The organism is Pantoea alfalfae, from assembly GCF_019880205.1.
In the GTDB taxonomy this organism is placed as follows: domain Bacteria; phylum Pseudomonadota; class Gammaproteobacteria; order Enterobacterales; family Enterobacteriaceae; genus Pantoea; species Pantoea alfalfae.
Genome location: NZ_CP082292.1, coordinates 56,028 through 73,380, shown reverse-complemented (window position 1 = coordinate 73,380; position 17,353 = coordinate 56,028). Strand labels below are relative to the sequence as shown.

The window sequence follows — 17,353 nt, the reverse complement described above, 5'->3', positions numbered from 1 at the left end:
TCAAATCTCGACCTGAGTGCCCAACTCAATAACCCGGTTTGGCGGGATCTCAAACTGGTCTGGCGCACGGAGCGCATTGCGCTGCAGCGCCAGGAAGAGTTTGCCGCGCAGGCGCAGATACCACGGCCGCTTGCCGATGATCAGCGACTCATGCGACATAAAGAACGAGGTCTCCATCATGCGACAGTTGAGTCCTTCCAGCCCGCAACGATGGAAGATCTCCTCAACGTTTGGCGTTTCACGCCAGCCGTAGCTTGCCACCACCCGCCAGAAGGTCGGCGACAGCTGCTCAATAGTGACACGACGCACGTTGTGCACGTAAGGCGCATCTTCAGTGCGCAACGTCAACAGCACGACCCGCTCATGCAACACTTTGTTATGCTTAAGGTTGTGCAGCATGGCAAACGGAATCACATTCAGGGCACGCGACATATAGACCGCTGTGCCCGGTACGCGAACCGGCGGCGATTTCTCCAGCGACGCGATCATTGCCTCCAGGGAGTTACCATGTTCGTGCATGCGGCGCAGCAGACGGAAACGTTCGCTTTTCCACGTCGTCATAATGATAAACATCACCAGGCCGAGACAGAGCGGCAGCCAGCCACCAGAGAAAATTTTCACCAAATTGGCGGTAAACAACGGCACGTCAATGCAAAGCATCAGCACCAGGATGACGGCGACCGCCAGCTTATTCCAGTGCCAGTTTTTAACCGCCACGGTGCAGGAGAGCATCGCCGTCAGCACCATAGTGCCGGTCACCGCAATACCGTAAGCCGCAGCCAGATTGCTTGAATGCTCAAAGCTGATAATCACAATCAGCACGGCGAAATAGAGCACCCAGTTGATCACCGGAATATAGATCTGGCCCGATTCGCGCTCAGAAGTGTGGATGATACGCATCCCCGGCAGATAGCCCAGTCGCACCGCCTGACGCGTCAGCGAGAAGACGCCAGAGATGACCGCCTGTGAAGCGATAACTGTGGCCAGCGTTGCCAGAATCAGCATCGGGATCAGCGCCCAGTCCGGGGCCAGCAGGAAGAAGGGGTTTTTAATTGCTTTAGGATCGCTGAGTAACAGCGCGCCCTGGCCAAAGTAGTTCAGCACCAGCGACGGCAGCACCACTGAGAACCAGGCCAGTCGAATCGGCACTTTACCAAAGTGACCCATATCGGCATAGAGCGCCTCAACCCCGGTAATCGCCAGCACGACTGCACCGAGGGCGAAGAACGAAACAGACTTATAGTGCAGGAAGAATTCAACCGCATAGGCAGGATTCAGCGCATGCAGCACGTCCGGGTTTCGCATGATGCCCATAACCCCCAGGATCGCCAGCACCAGAAACCAGACCAGCATTACCGGCGCGAAGAGTTTACCCACCATACCGGTGCCATGCTTCTGAATGGCAAACAGCAGCGTCAGTACGGCAATCGACATCGGCACAATAAAGGGATCCAGCGACGGCGCAGCAATCTCAAGGCCCTCAATGGCGGACATCACCGAAATGGCTGGCGTGATCACCACCTCTCCATAGAAGAAGCTGCCGCCAATCAGGCCCATGATCACCAGCACCGCCGTGGCGCGTGCACCGGTATGGCGGCCAGCCAGCGACATCAGGGTCAGTATTCCGCCTTCCCCGGCGTTGTCGGCGCGCATCACATAACTGATGTACTTCAGTGAGACCACCAGCACCAGCAGCCAGAAAATCAGCGACAGAAAGCCAAATACCGCTTCCCGCTCAACGCCGAAACCAAACTGTCCGGAGAGACATTCACGCAAGGTATACAGCGGACTGGTGCCGATATCCCCGTAAACAACACCAATAGCGGCCAGCGTTAATCCGCGAAGTGACTGCTTATTATCCGAGCTCATAGAGTTATCTTTTGTTGGAGTCTAAGAGGTGCAAAAACCCCTCGCTCAGGCCATCAAAAAGCGCACAGTATGCACGGTTTAACGAAAATTCCTATACCCGCTTCGCCTCGCGGTCAGGGTAACGGGGTCATTTCAAGACGATAAATTGTCATCCAGCACCACTTTTAAAACAGGCAAACCTTCTGAAACAAAAAAGCTGACAGCTATCAACGCTTTCACGCATGATGATCTATAGAGTAAGGCGCTTGCTTAAGCGCGGCGGCCCGACGATCGTAAGGACATTGATGTGATTATGGCTCAACCCCATCTTTTGGCAGAAAGAATTTCTCGCCTTAGCAATACGTTAGAAAAAGGATTATATGAACGGCACCATGCCATTCGCCTTTGCCTGCTGGCGGCGCTGAGCGGTGAAAGCGTGTTCCTGCTGGGACCGCCGGGCATCGCCAAGAGCCTGATTGCCCGCCGCCTTAAATATGCCTTTCAGCACGCCCGCGCCTTTGAATATCTGATGACCCGTTTCTCCACGCCGGAAGAGGTGTTTGGCCCGCTCTCCATTCAGGCACTGAAAGATGAAGGACGCTACCAGCGCCTCACTAAAGGGTATCTGCCCGACGCCGAGATTGTTTTTCTGGATGAGATCTGGAAAGCCGGTCCGGCGATTCTGAATACCCTGCTGACCGCTATCAATGAACGCCGTTTCCGCAATGGTGACAGCGAAGAGACCATCCCGATGCGGCTGCTGGTTACCGCTTCCAACGAACTGCCGGAAGCGGATAGCGGCCTTGAAGCGCTTTATGATCGAATGCTGATCCGCCTGTGGCTGGATAACGTGCATGAGAAGCAGAATTTTCGCAGCATGCTGACCCACCAGCAGGATGAACATACCAATCCCGTCGCGGAATCCCTGCGCATCAGTGATGAAGAGTATGCGCAGTGGCAGCTCGGCATCAGCCAGGTCAGCCTGCCCGATGCCGTCTTTGAGCTGATTTATCAGCTGCGTCAGCAACTGGAGAGCCAGCCTGCCGCACCTTATATTTCCGATCGTCGCTGGAAAAAAGCCATTCATCTGCTGCAGGCCAGCGCTTTCTACAGCGGTCGCAATACCATTGCCCCGATAGATCTGATCCTGCTGAAAGATTGCCTCTGGCACGACGTCGCGTCCATGCAGCTGCTGGAGCGAGAAATCGATCAGCTGATGACGCAGCATGCCTGGCAGCAGCAGCCGATGCTGCTGAAGCTGCAGCAGATCAAAGCGCGTCGCCTGGCTCTGCAGCAACAGCAGAGCATCGCGCAGGCGATCACCCTGGAAAAACACAGCGGCATGTTCAGCCGCAAACCCCATTACGATCTGCCGGAAAGCTTTACCGATGAGCAACTGACGCTGATGCTGCAAAAGCCGCTGATGCTGCACGACATGCAGGTGACCCACCTGGTGATTGCGCGTGATGCCCTGAATCAGTGGCTACAGAAAGGCGGCGAGGTTCGCGGCAAGCTTAATGGGATTGGCTTTGCGCAAAGCCTGGATTTACAGGTGGATGCGCAGCACTGCCTGGCTATCCGTGATGTCAGCCTGCAATCGTCGCGTCTGACCCTGCCTGGCGTCAGCAACAGCGAGCCGTTGCCCGGTGAGATCACCGATGCGCTGGATGCACTGGAGAGTGAACTGCGGTCACAGCGTCATCTGTTCAGCCAGCACCAGCGTTGCCTGTTTATCAGTGATGACTGGCTGGCGCGCATTGAAATCAGCCTGCAGGATGTGGCGGAACAGCTGAAACAGGCGCGTAAATGATCCCACTGGAGACGCTCAGCACACTGCTCTCCGTGGGTGAAACCGAACTGATTGAAGAGCTGATTATTGCCCTGCTGGCGTCTCCACAGCTGGCGCTGTTTTTTGAAAAGTTTCCCGGGCTGAAAAAAGCGCTGTTGCGCGAGGTGCCACGCTGGCGAGCGGAGATCAACGCTGAGCTCAAAACCACACCGGTTCCGGCCACGCTGGCCGAAGAGTTTCAGCTGTTCCAGCGGGTGCAACTTCTCAGCGATCGTGAATTCAGCCACCAGCTGAATGCCACGCTTCAGGCGCTTGAAAGCCTGCCTTCCCCTTTTCTGGATGAAGCCAACCGGCTGCTGCTGCACACCGATACCAGCCATCTCAGCAGCGCGCAGCACCAGCTTTTTCTACAACGCTGGCGGCTCAGCCTGACCTTACAGACGCTGACGCTGAATCAGGATTTGCTGGAGCAGCAGCGCGAACGCCTGCTGGCGGAACTGCAGCAGCGCATGGCGCTGAGCGGTCAGTTGGCACCCATCCTCGGTGACGATGATGAAGCCGCCGCGGGCCGGCTGTGGGACATGAGCAAAGCGTCACTGCAGCCTGGTGACTATCAGCTGATGCTGCAATATGGCGACTTTCTGGCGCAGCAACCGGAGCTACTGAAGCTGGCCCAGCAACTGGGTCGCAGTCGCGAAGCAAAATCGGTGCCGTCAAAGGATGCCCCTATGGAAGCTTTTCATCATCTGGTGCAGGAGCCTGCCTCCGTGCCGGAGGAGGTCAGCGGCATTCATCAGAGCGATGACGTGCTGCGTCTGCTGCCACCGGAGTTAGCTGCGCTGAGTATCAGTGAACTGGAGCTGGAGTTTTACCGGCGGCTGGTAGAGAAACGGCTGCTGACCTACAAGCTGCAGGGCGATGCCTGGCATGAAAAGGTCACTATGCGTCCGGCCAGCCACCAGCAGCATGAAGAGCAGCCGCGCGGGCCGTTTATCGTCTGCGTCGATACCTCCGGTTCGATGGGGGGCTTCAACGAGCGCTGCGCCAAAGCATTCTGTCTGGCACTGCTGAAAGTTGCACTGGCCGATCGCCGTCGCTGCTACATCATGCTGTTTGCGCATGAGGTGATTGGCTATGAGCTGACCGGTGACGACGGACTGGAACAGGCGATTCGCTTTCTGAGCCAGCGTTTCCGTGGCGGCACCGATCTGGCCGCCTGCCTCTCTTCCGTTGTGACCCGAATGGAAGGCGCACTGTGGGAGGAAGCCGATGCGGTGATCGTTTCCGATTTTATTGCCCAGCGTCTGCCGGAAGAGGTGATCGGGACCATCAAAACGCGTCAGCGAAATAATCAGCAACGTTTTCACGCCGTGGCGATGTCGGCCCACGGGAAACCAGGCATTCTGCGCATCTTCGACCATATCTGGCGTTTCGATACCGGCATGAAAAGCCGTCTGCTGCGTCACTGGCGGCGTTAAGTCATCGGGCAGAAATGCACATTTGCTATAGTGAATTACCGTTTCACTTACTCAGCAATCTGGAGCTCCCTGTGACGCTTGCTCAACCTCATCGCGATCTGCCTGCGCCGACGCGAACGCTACTGCTCTCCGGCCATAACATTGAACAAAAACGTGCCGAATTGCTGGCCTATTTTCAGCAGACCTGGGAACAGTATGAAAGTCTGTTTACCTGTCTGGCCGATCCCCAGGCCTGGTTTACCAAAGCCATTCCGCTGCGCCATCCTTTAATCTTCTATTTTGGCCACACCGCTACCTTCTACATCAATAAGCTGATGGCCGGACGCCTTATCGACGCGCGTCTGGACGATCGTATCGAAGCGATGATGGCGATTGGTGTGGATGAGATGAGCTGGGACGATCTCAACGACAGCCACTATGACTGGCCCACTATTGAAGAAGTCCGCGAATACCGCGGGCGCGTTAAAGCGCTGGTCAGCGATCTGATCCAGACCCTGCCGCTGACTCTGCCGATCACCTGGGAGAGTCCGGCCTGGGTGATCCTGATGGGCATTGAGCATGAGCGTATTCATCTGGAAACGTCCAGCGTGCTCATCCGCCAGTTACCGGTTGAATGGGTCAGACCGCAGGCCGCATGGCCGGTCTGTCCGATGGCGCGCCACCAGCGCGAAGCTGTTCCGGCCAATGCCCTGCTGCCGATGCCAGGCGGCACCGTCACGCTGGGTAAAACCGACGATACCTACGGCTGGGATAATGAATATGGCCGTCAGCAGATCGCGCTGCAGCCGTTCAAGGCGAGCAAAATGCTGGTCAGCAACGCAGAATTTCTGGCGTTCGTTGAGGCGGGCGGTTATCAGGATGCCCGCTGGTGGGATGATGAAGGCTGGGGCTGGTGTCAGTTTGCCAAAGCGGAGATGCCCACCTTCTGGGTCGGCACGCCAGCGATGCCCGATCAGCTTAAACTGCGTCTGATGTGTGAAGAAGTGGCGATGCCCTGGGACTGGCCTGCCGAGGTCAATCAGCTTGAAGCGGCGGCCTTCTGCCGCTGGAAAGCGGAACAGACCGGCATGAGCGTTCAGCTCCCGTGTGAAGCGGAGTGGGCTCAGCTGCGCGAGCAGGTTGCGGGCGATCAGCCGGACTGGGAGCGGGCACCGGGCAACATTAACCTGGCGTACTGGGCGTCCTCTTCACCGGTCGATCTCTTCGCCCAGGGCGACTTCTTCGATATCGTCGGTAACGTCTGGCAGTGGACGACCACGCCGACCAACGGCTTTGAAGGTTTTAAAGTCCACCCGCTTTACGATGATTTCTCTACCCCGACCTTTGATGGCAAACATTCGCTGATCAAAGGCGGTAGCTGGATATCGACCGGCAACGAAGCGCTGAAATCGGCACGCTATGCGTTCCGCCGCCACTTCTTCCAGCATGCCGGTTTCCGCTACGTGGTTTCCAGCCATCAGGAAACCATGGCGCTGAACCCGTATGAATCTGACGCCATGGTGTCGCAATACCTCGACTTCCAGTATGGCCCGCGCTATTTCGGCGTGGATAACTATGCCGAAAGCCTGGTAAACCTCGCGCTGAACTACACCACGGCACGCGGCGAGGCACTGGATATTGGCTGTGCCACCGGACGCGCCAGTTTTGAACTGGCTCGCCACTTTGAACGTGTCACCGGCATGGACTACTCGGCGCGCTTCATTGATGTAGCGCTTCAGCTGGCCAGCGGCGAAGACTTCCGTTATCTCCTGCCACAGGAAGGCGATCTGGTGGAGTATCGCCAGGTTCGCCTGAAAGATTTCGCGCTGGAGAGCGAACTGGCGCAGCGGATTCAGTTTGTTCAGGGCGACGCCTGTAACCTGAAGCCACAGCCTGGCCGATACGATCTGGTGCTCGCCTCCAACCTGATTGATCGCCTGCGTCAGCCCGCGCGCTTCCTGCGGGATGTCACGCCGATGCTGCGTCAGGGCGGCATCCTACTGCTCTCATCGCCTTATACCTGGCTTGAAGATTTCACGCCGAAGGAGAACTGGCTGGGCGGCGTGCGTGAGAATGGTGAGGCACTGACGACGCTGCAGGCACTGCAACGTCTGCTGGCAGCCGACTTCGAGCTGGTCGATGATCCACAGGATAAACCCTTTGTGATCCGCGAAACGGCCCGCAAGTTCCAGCACACACTGGCGCAGGTTACCGTCTGGCGTAAACGCTAAGTGAACCGGCAGCGGCGTCCGTCGCTGCCGGTAGTTGCCTGAACCGTTATTTTGCTGCACATTCACCCTTGTTTACTTAAAGCAGACCAATAACGAGGATGGCCATGGCCGAACATCTGCAGCTCGATAACCTGGATCGCGGCATTCTGAATGCCCTGCTCGACAATGCGCGCACTGCTTACGCCGAGCTGGCAAAACAGTTTAACGTCAGCCCCGGCACCATTCATGTCCGCGTGGAGAAGATGAAGCAGGCGGGCATTATCCTGGGCACCCGGGTTGATATCGATCCGCGCCAGCTGGGGTTTGATGTCTGCTGTTTTATCGGCATTATCCTTAAAAGCGCGCGTGACTATCCGGCTGCGCTGAGCAAACTGGATGCGCTGGATGAAGTGGTTGAAGCCTGGTACACCACCGGCCACTACAGCATCTTTATTAAGGTGATGTGCCGATCCATTGATGCCCTGCAACAGGTGCTGATCAACAAGATCCAGACCATCGATGAAATTCAGTCGACGGAAACGCTGATCTCGTTGCAAAACCCCATCATGCGCACTATCAAGCCCTGATCCTTCTCCGCCTTGTGCATAATCTTATCCCTGACGAATGTGGCGGCTGGCAACGGCTGCGTTCGCTTCTCTTAATCTATTAACCCTGTTGTCCACAGGTGGATCACCGCTTGATCACAGCGTACAATGCTCGCCTTAATGTCCGGGAGAGCAAGATGGCCGATATCACCTTAATCAGTGGCAGTACTCTGGGTAGCGCAGAGTATGTGGCTGAACATCTGGAAGAAAAATTACAGGAAGCGGGTTTCTCAACGCAGATGCTGCATGGCCCGGAGCTGGATGAAGTGCCACATGAGGGTATCTGGCTGGTGGTCTGTTCAACTCATGGTGCAGGCGATATTCCCGATAACCTGCTGCCGCTGTTCGAAGCCATCCGTGACAGCCAGCCCGATCTCTCTCAGGTTCGTTTTGGGGCAATAGGCCTCGGCAATCATGAATATGATCTCTTTTGTGGTGCGATCCGCCAGATTGAAGCACAGCTGATTGCTCTGGGAGCCCAGCAGATCGGCGATCGTCTGGAGATTGACGTGCTGGAGCATGAGATCCCTGAAGATCCGGCGGAAGCCTGGCTGGAAAGCTGGAAAAAGGCGATCTGAAGGGGGCTGGGGATCGCGAAATAGTGATGATCCCCAGTGGAAGATGCTGATTTTATCCTTTTCCGCTCGTTTATTTTGTGGATAACTACCCTCTTTTACTGCGTATAACCGGTAGTTATCCAAAGAATAACCGTAGAACGATTTTTGAGCTGTGGATAACGTGCCATTTTGATCCCAGCTTATACGGATCAGGATCACCGATCACTCACAGCTAGTGATCCTCGTCATCCTGTTGTTTCTGTTCTGCTTCTGGCACATATCCACAGGCAGGCGGGATCCTAATAAGAGATCTAACAGAAAGATCATATACAGATCTAAGATCCTTTCTTTTAAAACCGGACGATCCCGCGACTTTCACCCCAGACGGAATTTGAGTAGAATCCACGCCCCAGGACGACGATCCTGCAAGTTCATCAACTGAGGTACCACTTCATGTTTTATCAGGATCCTTTTGACGTCATCGTAATTGGTGGTGGTCATGCGGGCACCGAAGCCGCAATGGCGGCAGCCCGAATGGGTCAGCAAACCCTGTTACTCACCCATAACATTGATACGCTTGGACAAATGTCCTGTAACCCGGCGATTGGTGGGATTGGCAAAGGACATTTGGTGAAGGAAGTGGATGCCCTGGGTGGTCTGATGGCCAGTGCGATTGACCAGGCGGGTATCCAGTTCAGGATACTAAACGCCAGCAAAGGTCCGGCAGTACGGGCCACCCGTGCTCAGGCAGATCGCGTGCTTTATCGGCAGGCGGTGCGTACGGCACTGGAGAATCAGCCTAATCTGATGATCTTCCAGCAGGCGGTCGACGATCTTATCGTGGAAAACGATCGTGTGGTGGGTGCCGTCACCCAGATGGGACTGAAGTTCCGCGCGAAAACCGTCGTGCTTACCGTCGGCACTTTCCTTGACGGCAAAATTCATATCGGTCTGGATAATTACAGTGGCGGTCGCGCTGGCGATCCCCCGTCCATTCCGCTGGCAAAACGACTGCGTGCGCTGCCGCTGCGGGTAAACCGCCTCAAGACCGGTACGCCACCGCGTATCGATGCGCGCACCATCGATTTTTCAGTGCTTAGCCCGCAGCACGGTGATCACCCGATGCCGGTTTTCTCGTTTATGGGTAATGCGTCCCAGCATCCGCAGCAGGTACCGTGCTGGATCACGCATACCAACGAGAAAACCCATGAGGTGATCCGTAATAACCTGGATCGCAGCCCGATGTATGCCGGGATCATCGAGGGGATCGGTCCACGCTACTGCCCGTCGATCGAAGACAAAGTGATGCGCTTTGCCGATCGTAACTCGCATCAGATCTTCCTGGAGCCGGAAGGGCTGACCAGTAATGAGATCTACCCGAACGGTATCTCGACCAGTCTGCCATTTGACGTACAGATTCAGATCGTCCGTTCCATGCAGGGCATGGAGAATGCGAAGATCGTGCGTCCGGGCTATGCCATCGAGTATGATTTCTTCGATCCACGCGATCTCAAACCGACGCTGGAGAGCAAATTTATTCACGGCCTGTTCTTTGCCGGCCAGATCAACGGCACAACCGGCTACGAAGAAGCGGCTGCGCAGGGGATGCTGGCAGGGCTGAACGCCGCCCGTCAGTCTGCCGATAAAGAGGGCTGGGCACCGCGTCGTGACCAGGCTTATCTGGGCGTGCTGGTGGATGATCTCTGCACACTCGGTACCAAAGAGCCGTACCGGATGTTTACCTCCCGTGCTGAATACCGCCTGATGCTGCGCGAAGACAATGCCGACCTGCGTCTGACCGAAACCGGTCGTGAACTGGGTCTGGTGGATGATGCGCGCTGGGCGCGTTTCAATCAGAAGCTGGAAGCGATTGAACAGGAGCGTCAGCGCCTGCGCGATATCTGGGTTCATCCGAAGTCAGAGCATGTGACGGAAGTGAACACGGTACTCAGCGCACCGCTGACGAAAGAAGCGAGCGGCGAAGATTTGCTGCGCCGTCCTGAGCTGACCTATCTGAAGCTGATGACGCTGGATGCCTTTGGTCCGGCACTGGCTGATGAGCAGGCCGCTGAGCAGGTTGAGATTCAGGTTAAATATGAAGGTTATATCGCGCGTCAGCAGGAAGAGATCGATCGCCAGCTGCGTAACGAGAACACTCTGTTACCGGTGGAGCTTGATTATCGCCAGGTGAACGGCCTCTCAAATGAGGTGATCGCCAAGCTGAACGATCACAAACCGAGTTCGATTGGTCAGGCGACGCGTATCTCCGGCATCACCCCGGCGGCCATCTCAATTCTGCTTATCTATCTGAAAAAACAGGGTCTGCTGCGTAAAAGCGCCTGATCTGAAATGGGGCGAGGTGACTTGCCCCCGCTGAATGGACTTATGCTGTGATTAACTCACTCACGTCGCTGCTAAAGGCAGCCGGTATTTCCCTCTCCGATCAACAAAAACAGCAGCTGGTTGCCTATGTCGGCCTGCTGGATAAGTGGAACAAAGCCTACAATCTGACATCCGTGCGCGATCCGCAGCAGATGCTGGTTCGCCATATCCTCGACAGCATCGTGGTGGCGCCGCATCTGAAAGGCTCGCGTTTCATTGATGTGGGAACCGGGCCAGGACTGCCTGGCATTCCGCTGGCTATCGTGATGCCCGACGCGCACTTTACGCTGCTCGACAGCCTGGGCAAGCGGGTACGTTTCCTGCGTCAGGTTCAGCATGAGTTAGGGCTCACTAACATTGCTCCGGTCCAGAGCCGGGTTGAGGCGTTTCCGGCTGAGCCGCCGTTTGATGGTGTCGTCAGCCGTGCATTTGCCTCGCTGACCGACATGGTGAACTGGTGTCACCATCTGCCTGGCGGGGAAGGGCGCTTTTATGCGCTCAAAGGTGTCCGCCCGGACGATGAAATAGCTGAGTTACCGGCCGGCTATGTCTCCGATGCAGTGATAAAGCTGCAGGTGCCTCAGCTGGAAGGTGACCGTCATCTGGTCATTATTCGTCATCAGTAGCCCTCTGGTTTGCAGGGATTTAACGTTTCTCTGCCAGGGTTTTAATCAGGGTGTAGATGAAAAAAGTGCAGATGATGCGTTATCAATAAAAGATTTTGATTAAGCCCAGGCTGAGCGAAGGTTAAAAACGGAGACGGAAATTATCCGAAAAGCTCTGTTACATTTAACGTTTAATTCACATTCGGTTATCAGAAATATCACTTGTATAGGCGGGTCGTGGAATAAAAGTAGTCACGCCGGAAAATATATCGTGGTAATAACTTTGCGTACGTAATATCAATTTCACGATTCTCATGCACAGTTCGATGTCAATAGCGTGTTTTCTGTGAAAATAGTCCTGCCTGCCCATTTTTGTAATTTTAATTTTATGATTTTAAAGGTTTAATTTGTTTTGCAGATTGTTCTTAAATAGGCCACAGATAAAACTCAATGTCGTGTGAGTGCTTATTATGTGATCTAAAGCACGCTTTAAAAGCAAGATGCGAGTGAATTTTCAGTCAGATTCGGGTGAATCTCTGCAGGGTAATCTTTGGAAAAATAGCCCTTCGGAAAGAAATTTAAATAATTGTTCACCTTTTCGCTACTTACCGATTGAAATCGCAGGTGCGGCCCGTATAATTTGCACGGCTTTTGCTGCTTGACTCAACTGCGCAAAGGCAGTCTTATACGACACGCGACATCCCCCTAACGGGGCAGGAGAGTATCAGCGTCATGTCAGTGTCTCTTTACAGTGTAAAATTCGCCCGAACGGTGCTGATGATTCAGCTGGTGACGATAGTCATCATCGGCGGACTCTTTGCTGTTAAAGATGTCACCTGGGGTGTCTCTGCTCTTGCTGGCGGAGCGGCAGCCTGGCTGCCAAACGTATTGTTTTTGTTTTTAGCCTGGCGCCTGCAGGGGCAACCCCCCGCTTCGGGACGAGTCGCGTGGAGCTTCGCTTTAGGTGAAATTGCTAAAGTGTTTGCGACCATCATTTTGCTCATTGTGGCGTTGGGTCTGTTCGGGGCGGTCTTCTGGCCGGTCGGAATAACCTGGTTATCGGTGCTGGTGGTTCAAATGCTGGCACCGGCGGTAATTAACAACAAAGGGTAAGAGGCATCATGGCTGCAGGAGAAATCTCTACTCCGCAAGAGTACATTGGTCACCACCTGACTCATCTTCAGTTGGACCTGCGTACCTTCGAGTTAGTGAATCCGCACGACGTTCCCGCGACGTTCTGGGTATTAAATATCGATTCCATGTTTTTCTCTATGGTGCTGGGAATCATCTTCCTGGTGTTGTTCCGTAGCGTGGCGAAGTCTGCTACCAGCGGTGTACCAGGGAAAATGCAGGCGGCTATCGAACTGGTTGTCGGTTTCGTTGATAGTAACGTGCGCGACATGTATCACGGTAAGAGCAAACTTATCGCCCCGCTGGCTCTGACAATTTTTGTCTGGGTCTTCCTGATGAACTTCATGGATCTGCTGCCAATCGACCTGCTGCCATATATTGGTGAGCACGTATTGGGGTTACCGGCGCTGCGCGTCGTACCATCTGCAGACGTGAACATCACGCTATCTATGGCGTTGGGCGTATTTATTTTGATTCTGTTCTACAGCATCAAAATGAAAGGCATTGGCGGCTTCACGAAAGAGCTGACGCTGCAGCCTTTTAACCACCCGATCTTCATCCCGATCAACCTGATTCTGGAAGGTGTAAGCCTTCTGTCTAAGCCTGTGTCACTGGGTTTACGACTGTTCGGTAACATGTATGCGGGTGAACTGATCTTTATCCTTATTGCCGGTCTGTTGCCGTGGTGGTCGCAGTGGGTGCTGAATGTGCCGTGGGCCATTTTCCACATCCTGATCATTTCGCTACAGGCTTTCATTTTCATGGTCCTCACGATTGTCTATCTGTCGATGGCATCTGAAGAGCATTGATTTTTTTCTCAACACTACTTTCCCTATTGATTCCGGGTTGCAGCGTACTCCGCTGAAGCCTGGAAGATGAAGGGAGCATTTAACTGAAACAAACTGGAGACTGTCATGGAAAACCTGAATATGGATCTGCTGTACATGGCTGCCGCTGTGATGATGGGCCTGGCGGCAATCGGTGCTGCGATCGGTATCGGCATCCTCGGAGGAAAATTCCTGGAAGGCGCTGCTCGACAGCCTGACCTGATTCCTCTGCTGCGTACGCAGTTCTTTGTTGTAATGGGTCTGGTGGATGCAATCCCGATGATCGCTGTTGGTCTGGGTCTGTACGTGATGTTTGCTGTCGCCTAAAGCCCTGTGTTCACTCAGCGCACAATGTGCAGGGGTGAACGGATTCTGCCGCTTATCACAACGATAACGGCAGAAAAGTTAAATACTCAATCTAGAGGCATTGTGCTGTGAACATTAATGCAACAATCCTCGGCCAGGCTATCGCGTTCATCCTGTTTGTCGCGTTCTGCATGAAGTACGTATGGCCGCCGCTCATGGCTGCTATCGAAAAGCGCCAGAAAGAAATTGCTGAAGGCCTTGCTTCTGCTGAACGTGCAAAGAAAGATTTGGATCTCGCGCAGGCTAATGCGACCGACCAGCTGAAAAAAGCCAAAGAAGACGCTCAGGTCATTATCGAGCAAGCGAACAAGCGTCGCGCGCAGATTCTGGACGAAGCGAAAACCGAAGCTGAAAACGAACGTAATCGCATCGTGACACAAGCGCAGGCTGAAATTGACGCCGAACGCAAACGTGCGCGTGAAGAACTGCGTAAGCAGGTTGCGTTGCTGGCTATGGCTGGCGCCGAGAAGATCATCGAACGCTCCGTGGATGAAGCTGCTAACAGCGACATCGTTGATAAACTGGTCGCTGAACTGTAAGGAGGGAGGGGCTGATGTCTGATCTGATTACTGTAGCTCGCCCCTACGCCAAAGCAGCTTTTGACTTTGCTGTTGAGCATCAAAGTATAGAACGCTGGCAACAGATGCTGGCGTTTGCCGCAGAAGTGGCTCGCAATGAACAGATGGCTGATCTTCTCTCCGGTGCATTAGCACCTGAAGCGCTGGCAGCGTCGTTTAACGCAGTCTGTGGTGATCAACTGGATGAACCCGCGCAGAACCTGATTAAGGTGATGGCGGAAAACGGACGTTTGACAGCGCTTCCGGCTGTACTGGCCCAATACATCGAACTGCGTGACGCTCATGAAGCCACCGCTGAAGTTGATGTTATCTCCGCCAGTACGCTGAGTGACGACCAGCTGAATAAAATCAGCGCCGCGATGGAAAAACGTCTGTCACGCAAAGTTAAGCTGAATTGCAAAATTGATAAGTCTGTGATGGCAGGCGTGATCATCCGTTCGGGTGATCTGGTTATTGATGGCAGCGTACGCGGCCGTCTTGACCGTCTGGCTGACGTCTTGCAGTCTTAAGGGGACTGGAGCATATGCAACTGAATTCCACCGAAATCAGCGAACTGATCAAGCAGCGCATTGCTCAGTTCAATGTCGTGAGTGAAGCTCACAACGAAGGTACGATTGTTTCTGTAAGTGACGGTATCATCCGCGTACACGGCCTGGCCGATGTCATGCAGGGTGAGATGATTGCCCTGCCGGGTAACCGTTACGCTATCGCCCTGAACCTCGAGCGTGACTCGGTTGGTGCAGTGGTGATGGGTCCTTACGCTGACCTCGCCGAAGGCATGAAGGTTAAGTGTACTGGCCGCATTCTTGAAGTACCGGTAGGCCGCGGCCTGCTGGGCCGCGTTGTGAACACCCTGGGTGCGCCAATCGACGGTAAAGGCGCAATCGACAACGACGGTTTCTCACCAGTCGAAGTGATTGCACCTGGCGTTATCGATCGTCAGTCAGTCGACCAGCCGGTTCAGACCGGTTATAAGTCGGTCGATGCGATGATTCCAATCGGCCGTGGCCAGCGTGAGCTGATCATCGGTGACCGTCAGACCGGTAAAACCGCGATGGCGATCGATGCGATCATCAACCAGCGCGATTCAGGCATCAAGTGTGTCTACGTTGCGATTGGTCAGAAAGCCTCAACCATCTCTAACGTGGTTCGTAAGCTGGAAGAGCATGGCGCACTGCAGAACACCATCGTTGTTGTGGCGTCTGCTTCTGAATCAGCTGCACTGCAGTATCTCTCTCCGTACGCAGGTTGTGCGATGGGCGAATACTTCCGTGACCGTGGTGAAGATGCGCTGATCGTATACGATGACCTCTCCAAACAGGCTATCGCTTACCGTCAAATCTCTCTGCTGCTGCGCCGTCCACCAGGCCGTGAAGCGTTCCCTGGCGACGTGTTCTATCTCCACTCCCGTCTGCTGGAACGTGCATCACGCGTAAGCGCTGATTATGTAGAACGTTTCACTAATGGCGCAGTGACAGGTAAAACCGGTTCACTGACCGCGCTGCCGATCATCGAAACTCAGGCGGGCGACGTTTCTGCGTTCGTTCCGACCAACGTAATCTCGATTACTGATGGTCAGATCTTCCTGGAATCGAACCTGTTTAACTCCGGTATTCGTCCGGCCGTTAACCCAGGTATTTCGGTATCCCGCGTAGGTGGTGCTGCACAGACCAAGATCATCAAGAAACTGTCCGGTGGTATCCGTACCGCGCTGGCACAGTATCGTGAACTGGCGGCGTTCTCGCAGTTCGCCTCTGATCTGGATGATGCTACCCGCAAACAGCTGAGCCACGGTCAGAAAGTGACCGAGCTGCTGAAGCAGAAACAGTATGCGCCGATGTCTGTCGCGCAGCAGGGTCTGGTTCTGTTCGCTGCAGAGCGTGGCTACCTGAACGACGTTGAACTGGCAAAAATTGGCAGCTTCGAAGCTGCACTGCTGGCCTTCGCCGATCGCGACCACGCTGAGCTGATGGCTGAAATCAACCAGTCGGGTAACTTTAACAACGATATCGAAGCGAAGCTGAAAGGCCTGATCGATACGTTTAAAGCAACCCAGTCCTGGTAATGTCTGGCGGCTTGTCTGAAAAGGCAGGCCGCAAGGCTTTGAGGAGAAGCTAATGGCCGGCGCAAAAGAGATACGAAGCAAGATTGGAAGCGTGAAAAACACGCAGAAGATCACCAAAGCGATGGAAATGGTCGCCGCCTCCAAGATGCGTAAAACGCAGGAACGCATGGCGGCCAGCCGTCCGTATGCAGACACCATGCGCAAAGTGATTGGTCACCTTGCGTTGGGTAATCTGGAATACAAGCACCCTTACCTGGAACAGCGCGACGTCAAGCGCGTCGGCTACCTGGTCGTTTCTACAGACCGCGGGCTTTGTGGTGGTTTGAACATTAACCTGTTCAAAAAATTACTGGCGGATATGAAGTCCTGGTCCGATAAAGGCGTGCAGAGCGATCTGTCGATTATCGGTTCAAAAGGGGCGTCATTCTTCAGTGCTGTGGGTGGCAACATTGTGGCGCAAGTCAGCGGCATGGGCGATAAACCTGCCCTGTCTGATCTGATTGGCCCGGTAAAAGTGATGTTGCAGGCTTATGATGAAGGCCGCATCGACAAACTGATGATCGTCAGTAACAAATTCAATAACACCATGTCTCAGACTCCGACCATCACCCAACTGCTGCCGTTAGCGCCAGCGGAAGGTGAAGAAGAGATGAAGGCGAAGACCTGGGATTACCTGTACGAACCCGATCCGAAAGCGCTGCTGGATACCCTGCTGCGCCGTTATGTCGAATCGCAGGTTTATCAGGGTGTGGTGGAAAATCTGGCCAGTGAGCAGGCTGCACGTATGGTGGCGATGAAAGCCGCAACCGACAACGGCGGAAATCTGATCAAAGAGCTGCAGTTGGTATACAACAAAGCTCGTCAGGCCAGCATCACCCAGGAACTTACCGAGATCGTCTCGGGGGCCTCCGCGGTTTAACCAGGTTTGGAATT

At 54.5% G+C, this 17,353-nt stretch carries 15 protein-coding genes; 14 read left to right on the top strand and 1 reads right to left on the bottom strand.

Going from position 1 to position 17,353, the window contains the following annotated elements:
- Positions 1-1,869 (bottom strand): low affinity potassium transporter Kup, encoded by a 1,869-nt coding sequence (gene kup, locus K6R05_RS00320; protein WP_013359553.1) that lies wholly within the window; start codon positions 1,867-1,869, stop codon positions 1-3.
- Between the two features lie 292 nt (positions 1,870-2,161).
- Here kup and ravA point away from each other — a divergent pair, with 292 nt between their 5' ends.
- The 14 genes from ravA to atpG all read left to right on the top strand — a co-directional run bounded on the left by ravA (position 2,162) and on the right by atpG (position 17,339).
- Positions 2,162-3,658: an ATPase RavA gene (ravA, locus tag K6R05_RS00315; protein WP_161733314.1), complete on the top strand. Its 1,497-nt coding sequence runs from the start codon at positions 2,162-2,164 to the stop codon at positions 3,656-3,658.
- Positions 3,655-5,115, top strand: a complete 1,461-nt coding sequence (gene viaA / locus K6R05_RS00310; protein WP_161733312.1) for an ATPase RavA stimulator ViaA — start codon at positions 3,655-3,657, stop codon at positions 5,113-5,115. Before ravA ends, viaA begins: the two co-directional genes overlap by 4 nt.
- Before the next feature lie 71 nt (positions 5,116-5,186).
- On the top strand, positions 5,187-7,325 hold the full coding sequence (gene ovoA / locus K6R05_RS00305) for a 5-histidylcysteine sulfoxide synthase (protein ID WP_222924813.1): 2,139 nt from the start codon (positions 5,187-5,189) through the stop codon (positions 7,323-7,325).
- A 104-nt stretch (positions 7,326-7,429) separates the two neighbouring features.
- Positions 7,430-7,891: a transcriptional regulator AsnC gene (gene asnC, locus K6R05_RS00300; protein ID WP_003849496.1), complete on the top strand. Its 462-nt coding sequence runs from the start codon at positions 7,430-7,432 to the stop codon at positions 7,889-7,891.
- A gap of 155 nt (positions 7,892-8,046) precedes the next feature.
- On the top strand, positions 8,047-8,487 hold the full coding sequence (gene mioC / locus K6R05_RS00295) for an FMN-binding protein MioC (protein ID WP_161733308.1): 441 nt from the start codon (positions 8,047-8,049) through the stop codon (positions 8,485-8,487).
- 432 nt (positions 8,488-8,919) lie between these two features.
- Complete coding sequence (gene mnmG, locus K6R05_RS00290) at positions 8,920-10,809, top strand: tRNA uridine-5-carboxymethylaminomethyl(34) synthesis enzyme MnmG (protein WP_161733306.1); 1,890 nt, start codon at positions 8,920-8,922, stop codon at positions 10,807-10,809.
- A gap of 47 nt (positions 10,810-10,856) precedes the next feature.
- The gene (gene rsmG, locus K6R05_RS00285; RefSeq protein WP_222924812.1) at positions 10,857-11,474 is read left to right on the top strand and encodes a 16S rRNA (guanine(527)-N(7))-methyltransferase RsmG; all 618 of its coding nucleotides are present in this window, start codon (positions 10,857-10,859) and stop codon (positions 11,472-11,474) included.
- Between the two features lie 711 nt (positions 11,475-12,185).
- Positions 12,186-12,566, top strand: a complete 381-nt coding sequence (gene atpI, locus K6R05_RS00280) for a F0F1 ATP synthase subunit I (RefSeq protein WP_013359561.1) — start codon at positions 12,186-12,188, stop codon at positions 12,564-12,566.
- A gap of 8 nt (positions 12,567-12,574) precedes the next feature.
- A complete protein-coding gene (gene atpB, locus K6R05_RS00275) occupies positions 12,575-13,393 on the top strand; it encodes a F0F1 ATP synthase subunit A (protein ID WP_161733302.1) in 819 nt (272 codons plus the stop codon).
- A 105-nt stretch (positions 13,394-13,498) separates the two neighbouring features.
- Positions 13,499-13,738 (top strand): F0F1 ATP synthase subunit C, encoded by a 240-nt coding sequence (atpE, locus tag K6R05_RS00270; protein ID WP_003849523.1) that lies wholly within the window; start codon positions 13,499-13,501, stop codon positions 13,736-13,738.
- Positions 13,739-13,845: 107 nt separating this feature from the next.
- Positions 13,846-14,316 (top strand): F0F1 ATP synthase subunit B, encoded by a 471-nt coding sequence (gene atpF, locus K6R05_RS00265; RefSeq protein WP_003849528.1) that lies wholly within the window; start codon positions 13,846-13,848, stop codon positions 14,314-14,316.
- Positions 14,317-14,330: 14 nt separating this feature from the next.
- Positions 14,331-14,864: a F0F1 ATP synthase subunit delta gene (gene atpH / locus K6R05_RS00260; RefSeq protein ID WP_003849530.1), complete on the top strand. Its 534-nt coding sequence runs from the start codon at positions 14,331-14,333 to the stop codon at positions 14,862-14,864.
- 14 nt (positions 14,865-14,878) lie between these two features.
- Positions 14,879-16,420 carry a F0F1 ATP synthase subunit alpha gene (atpA, locus tag K6R05_RS00255; RefSeq protein ID WP_003849532.1) on the top strand — a complete coding sequence of 514 codons (1,542 nt, stop codon included), beginning with the start codon at positions 14,879-14,881 and terminating at the stop codon, positions 16,418-16,420.
- Between the two features lie 52 nt (positions 16,421-16,472).
- On the top strand, positions 16,473-17,339 hold the full coding sequence (gene atpG, locus K6R05_RS00250; protein WP_003849534.1) for a F0F1 ATP synthase subunit gamma: 867 nt from the start codon (positions 16,473-16,475) through the stop codon (positions 17,337-17,339).
- The last annotated feature ends 14 nt before the right edge of the window (positions 17,340-17,353 follow it).

Excerpts from the sequence above, each read along its gene's own strand:
- atpB (WP_161733302.1), top strand. The coding sequence starts at position 12,575 with ATGGCTGCAGGAGAAATCTCTACTCCGCAAGAGTACATTGGTCACCAC.
- atpH (WP_003849530.1), top strand. The coding sequence starts at position 14,331 with ATGTCTGATCTGATTACTGTAGCTCGCCCCTACGCCAAAGCAGCTTTT.
- mnmG (WP_161733306.1), top strand. The coding sequence starts at position 8,920 with ATGTTTTATCAGGATCCTTTTGACGTCATCGTAATTGGTGGTGGTCAT.
- asnC (WP_003849496.1), top strand. The coding sequence starts at position 7,430 with ATGGCCGAACATCTGCAGCTCGATAACCTGGATCGCGGCATTCTGAAT.
- atpI (WP_013359561.1), top strand. The coding sequence starts at position 12,186 with ATGTCAGTGTCTCTTTACAGTGTAAAATTCGCCCGAACGGTGCTGATG.
- atpA (WP_003849532.1), top strand. The coding sequence starts at position 14,879 with ATGCAACTGAATTCCACCGAAATCAGCGAACTGATCAAGCAGCGCATT.
- ravA (WP_161733314.1), top strand. The coding sequence starts at position 2,162 with ATGGCTCAACCCCATCTTTTGGCAGAAAGAATTTCTCGCCTTAGCAAT.
- viaA (WP_161733312.1), top strand. The coding sequence starts at position 3,655 with ATGATCCCACTGGAGACGCTCAGCACACTGCTCTCCGTGGGTGAAACC.
- atpE (WP_003849523.1), top strand. The coding sequence starts at position 13,499 with ATGGAAAACCTGAATATGGATCTGCTGTACATGGCTGCCGCTGTGATG.
- atpG (WP_003849534.1), top strand. The coding sequence starts at position 16,473 with ATGGCCGGCGCAAAAGAGATACGAAGCAAGATTGGAAGCGTGAAAAAC.
- mioC (WP_161733308.1), top strand. The coding sequence starts at position 8,047 with ATGGCCGATATCACCTTAATCAGTGGCAGTACTCTGGGTAGCGCAGAG.
- kup (WP_013359553.1), bottom strand. The coding sequence starts at position 1,869 with ATGAGCTCGGATAATAAGCAGTCACTTCGCGGATTAACGCTGGCCGCT.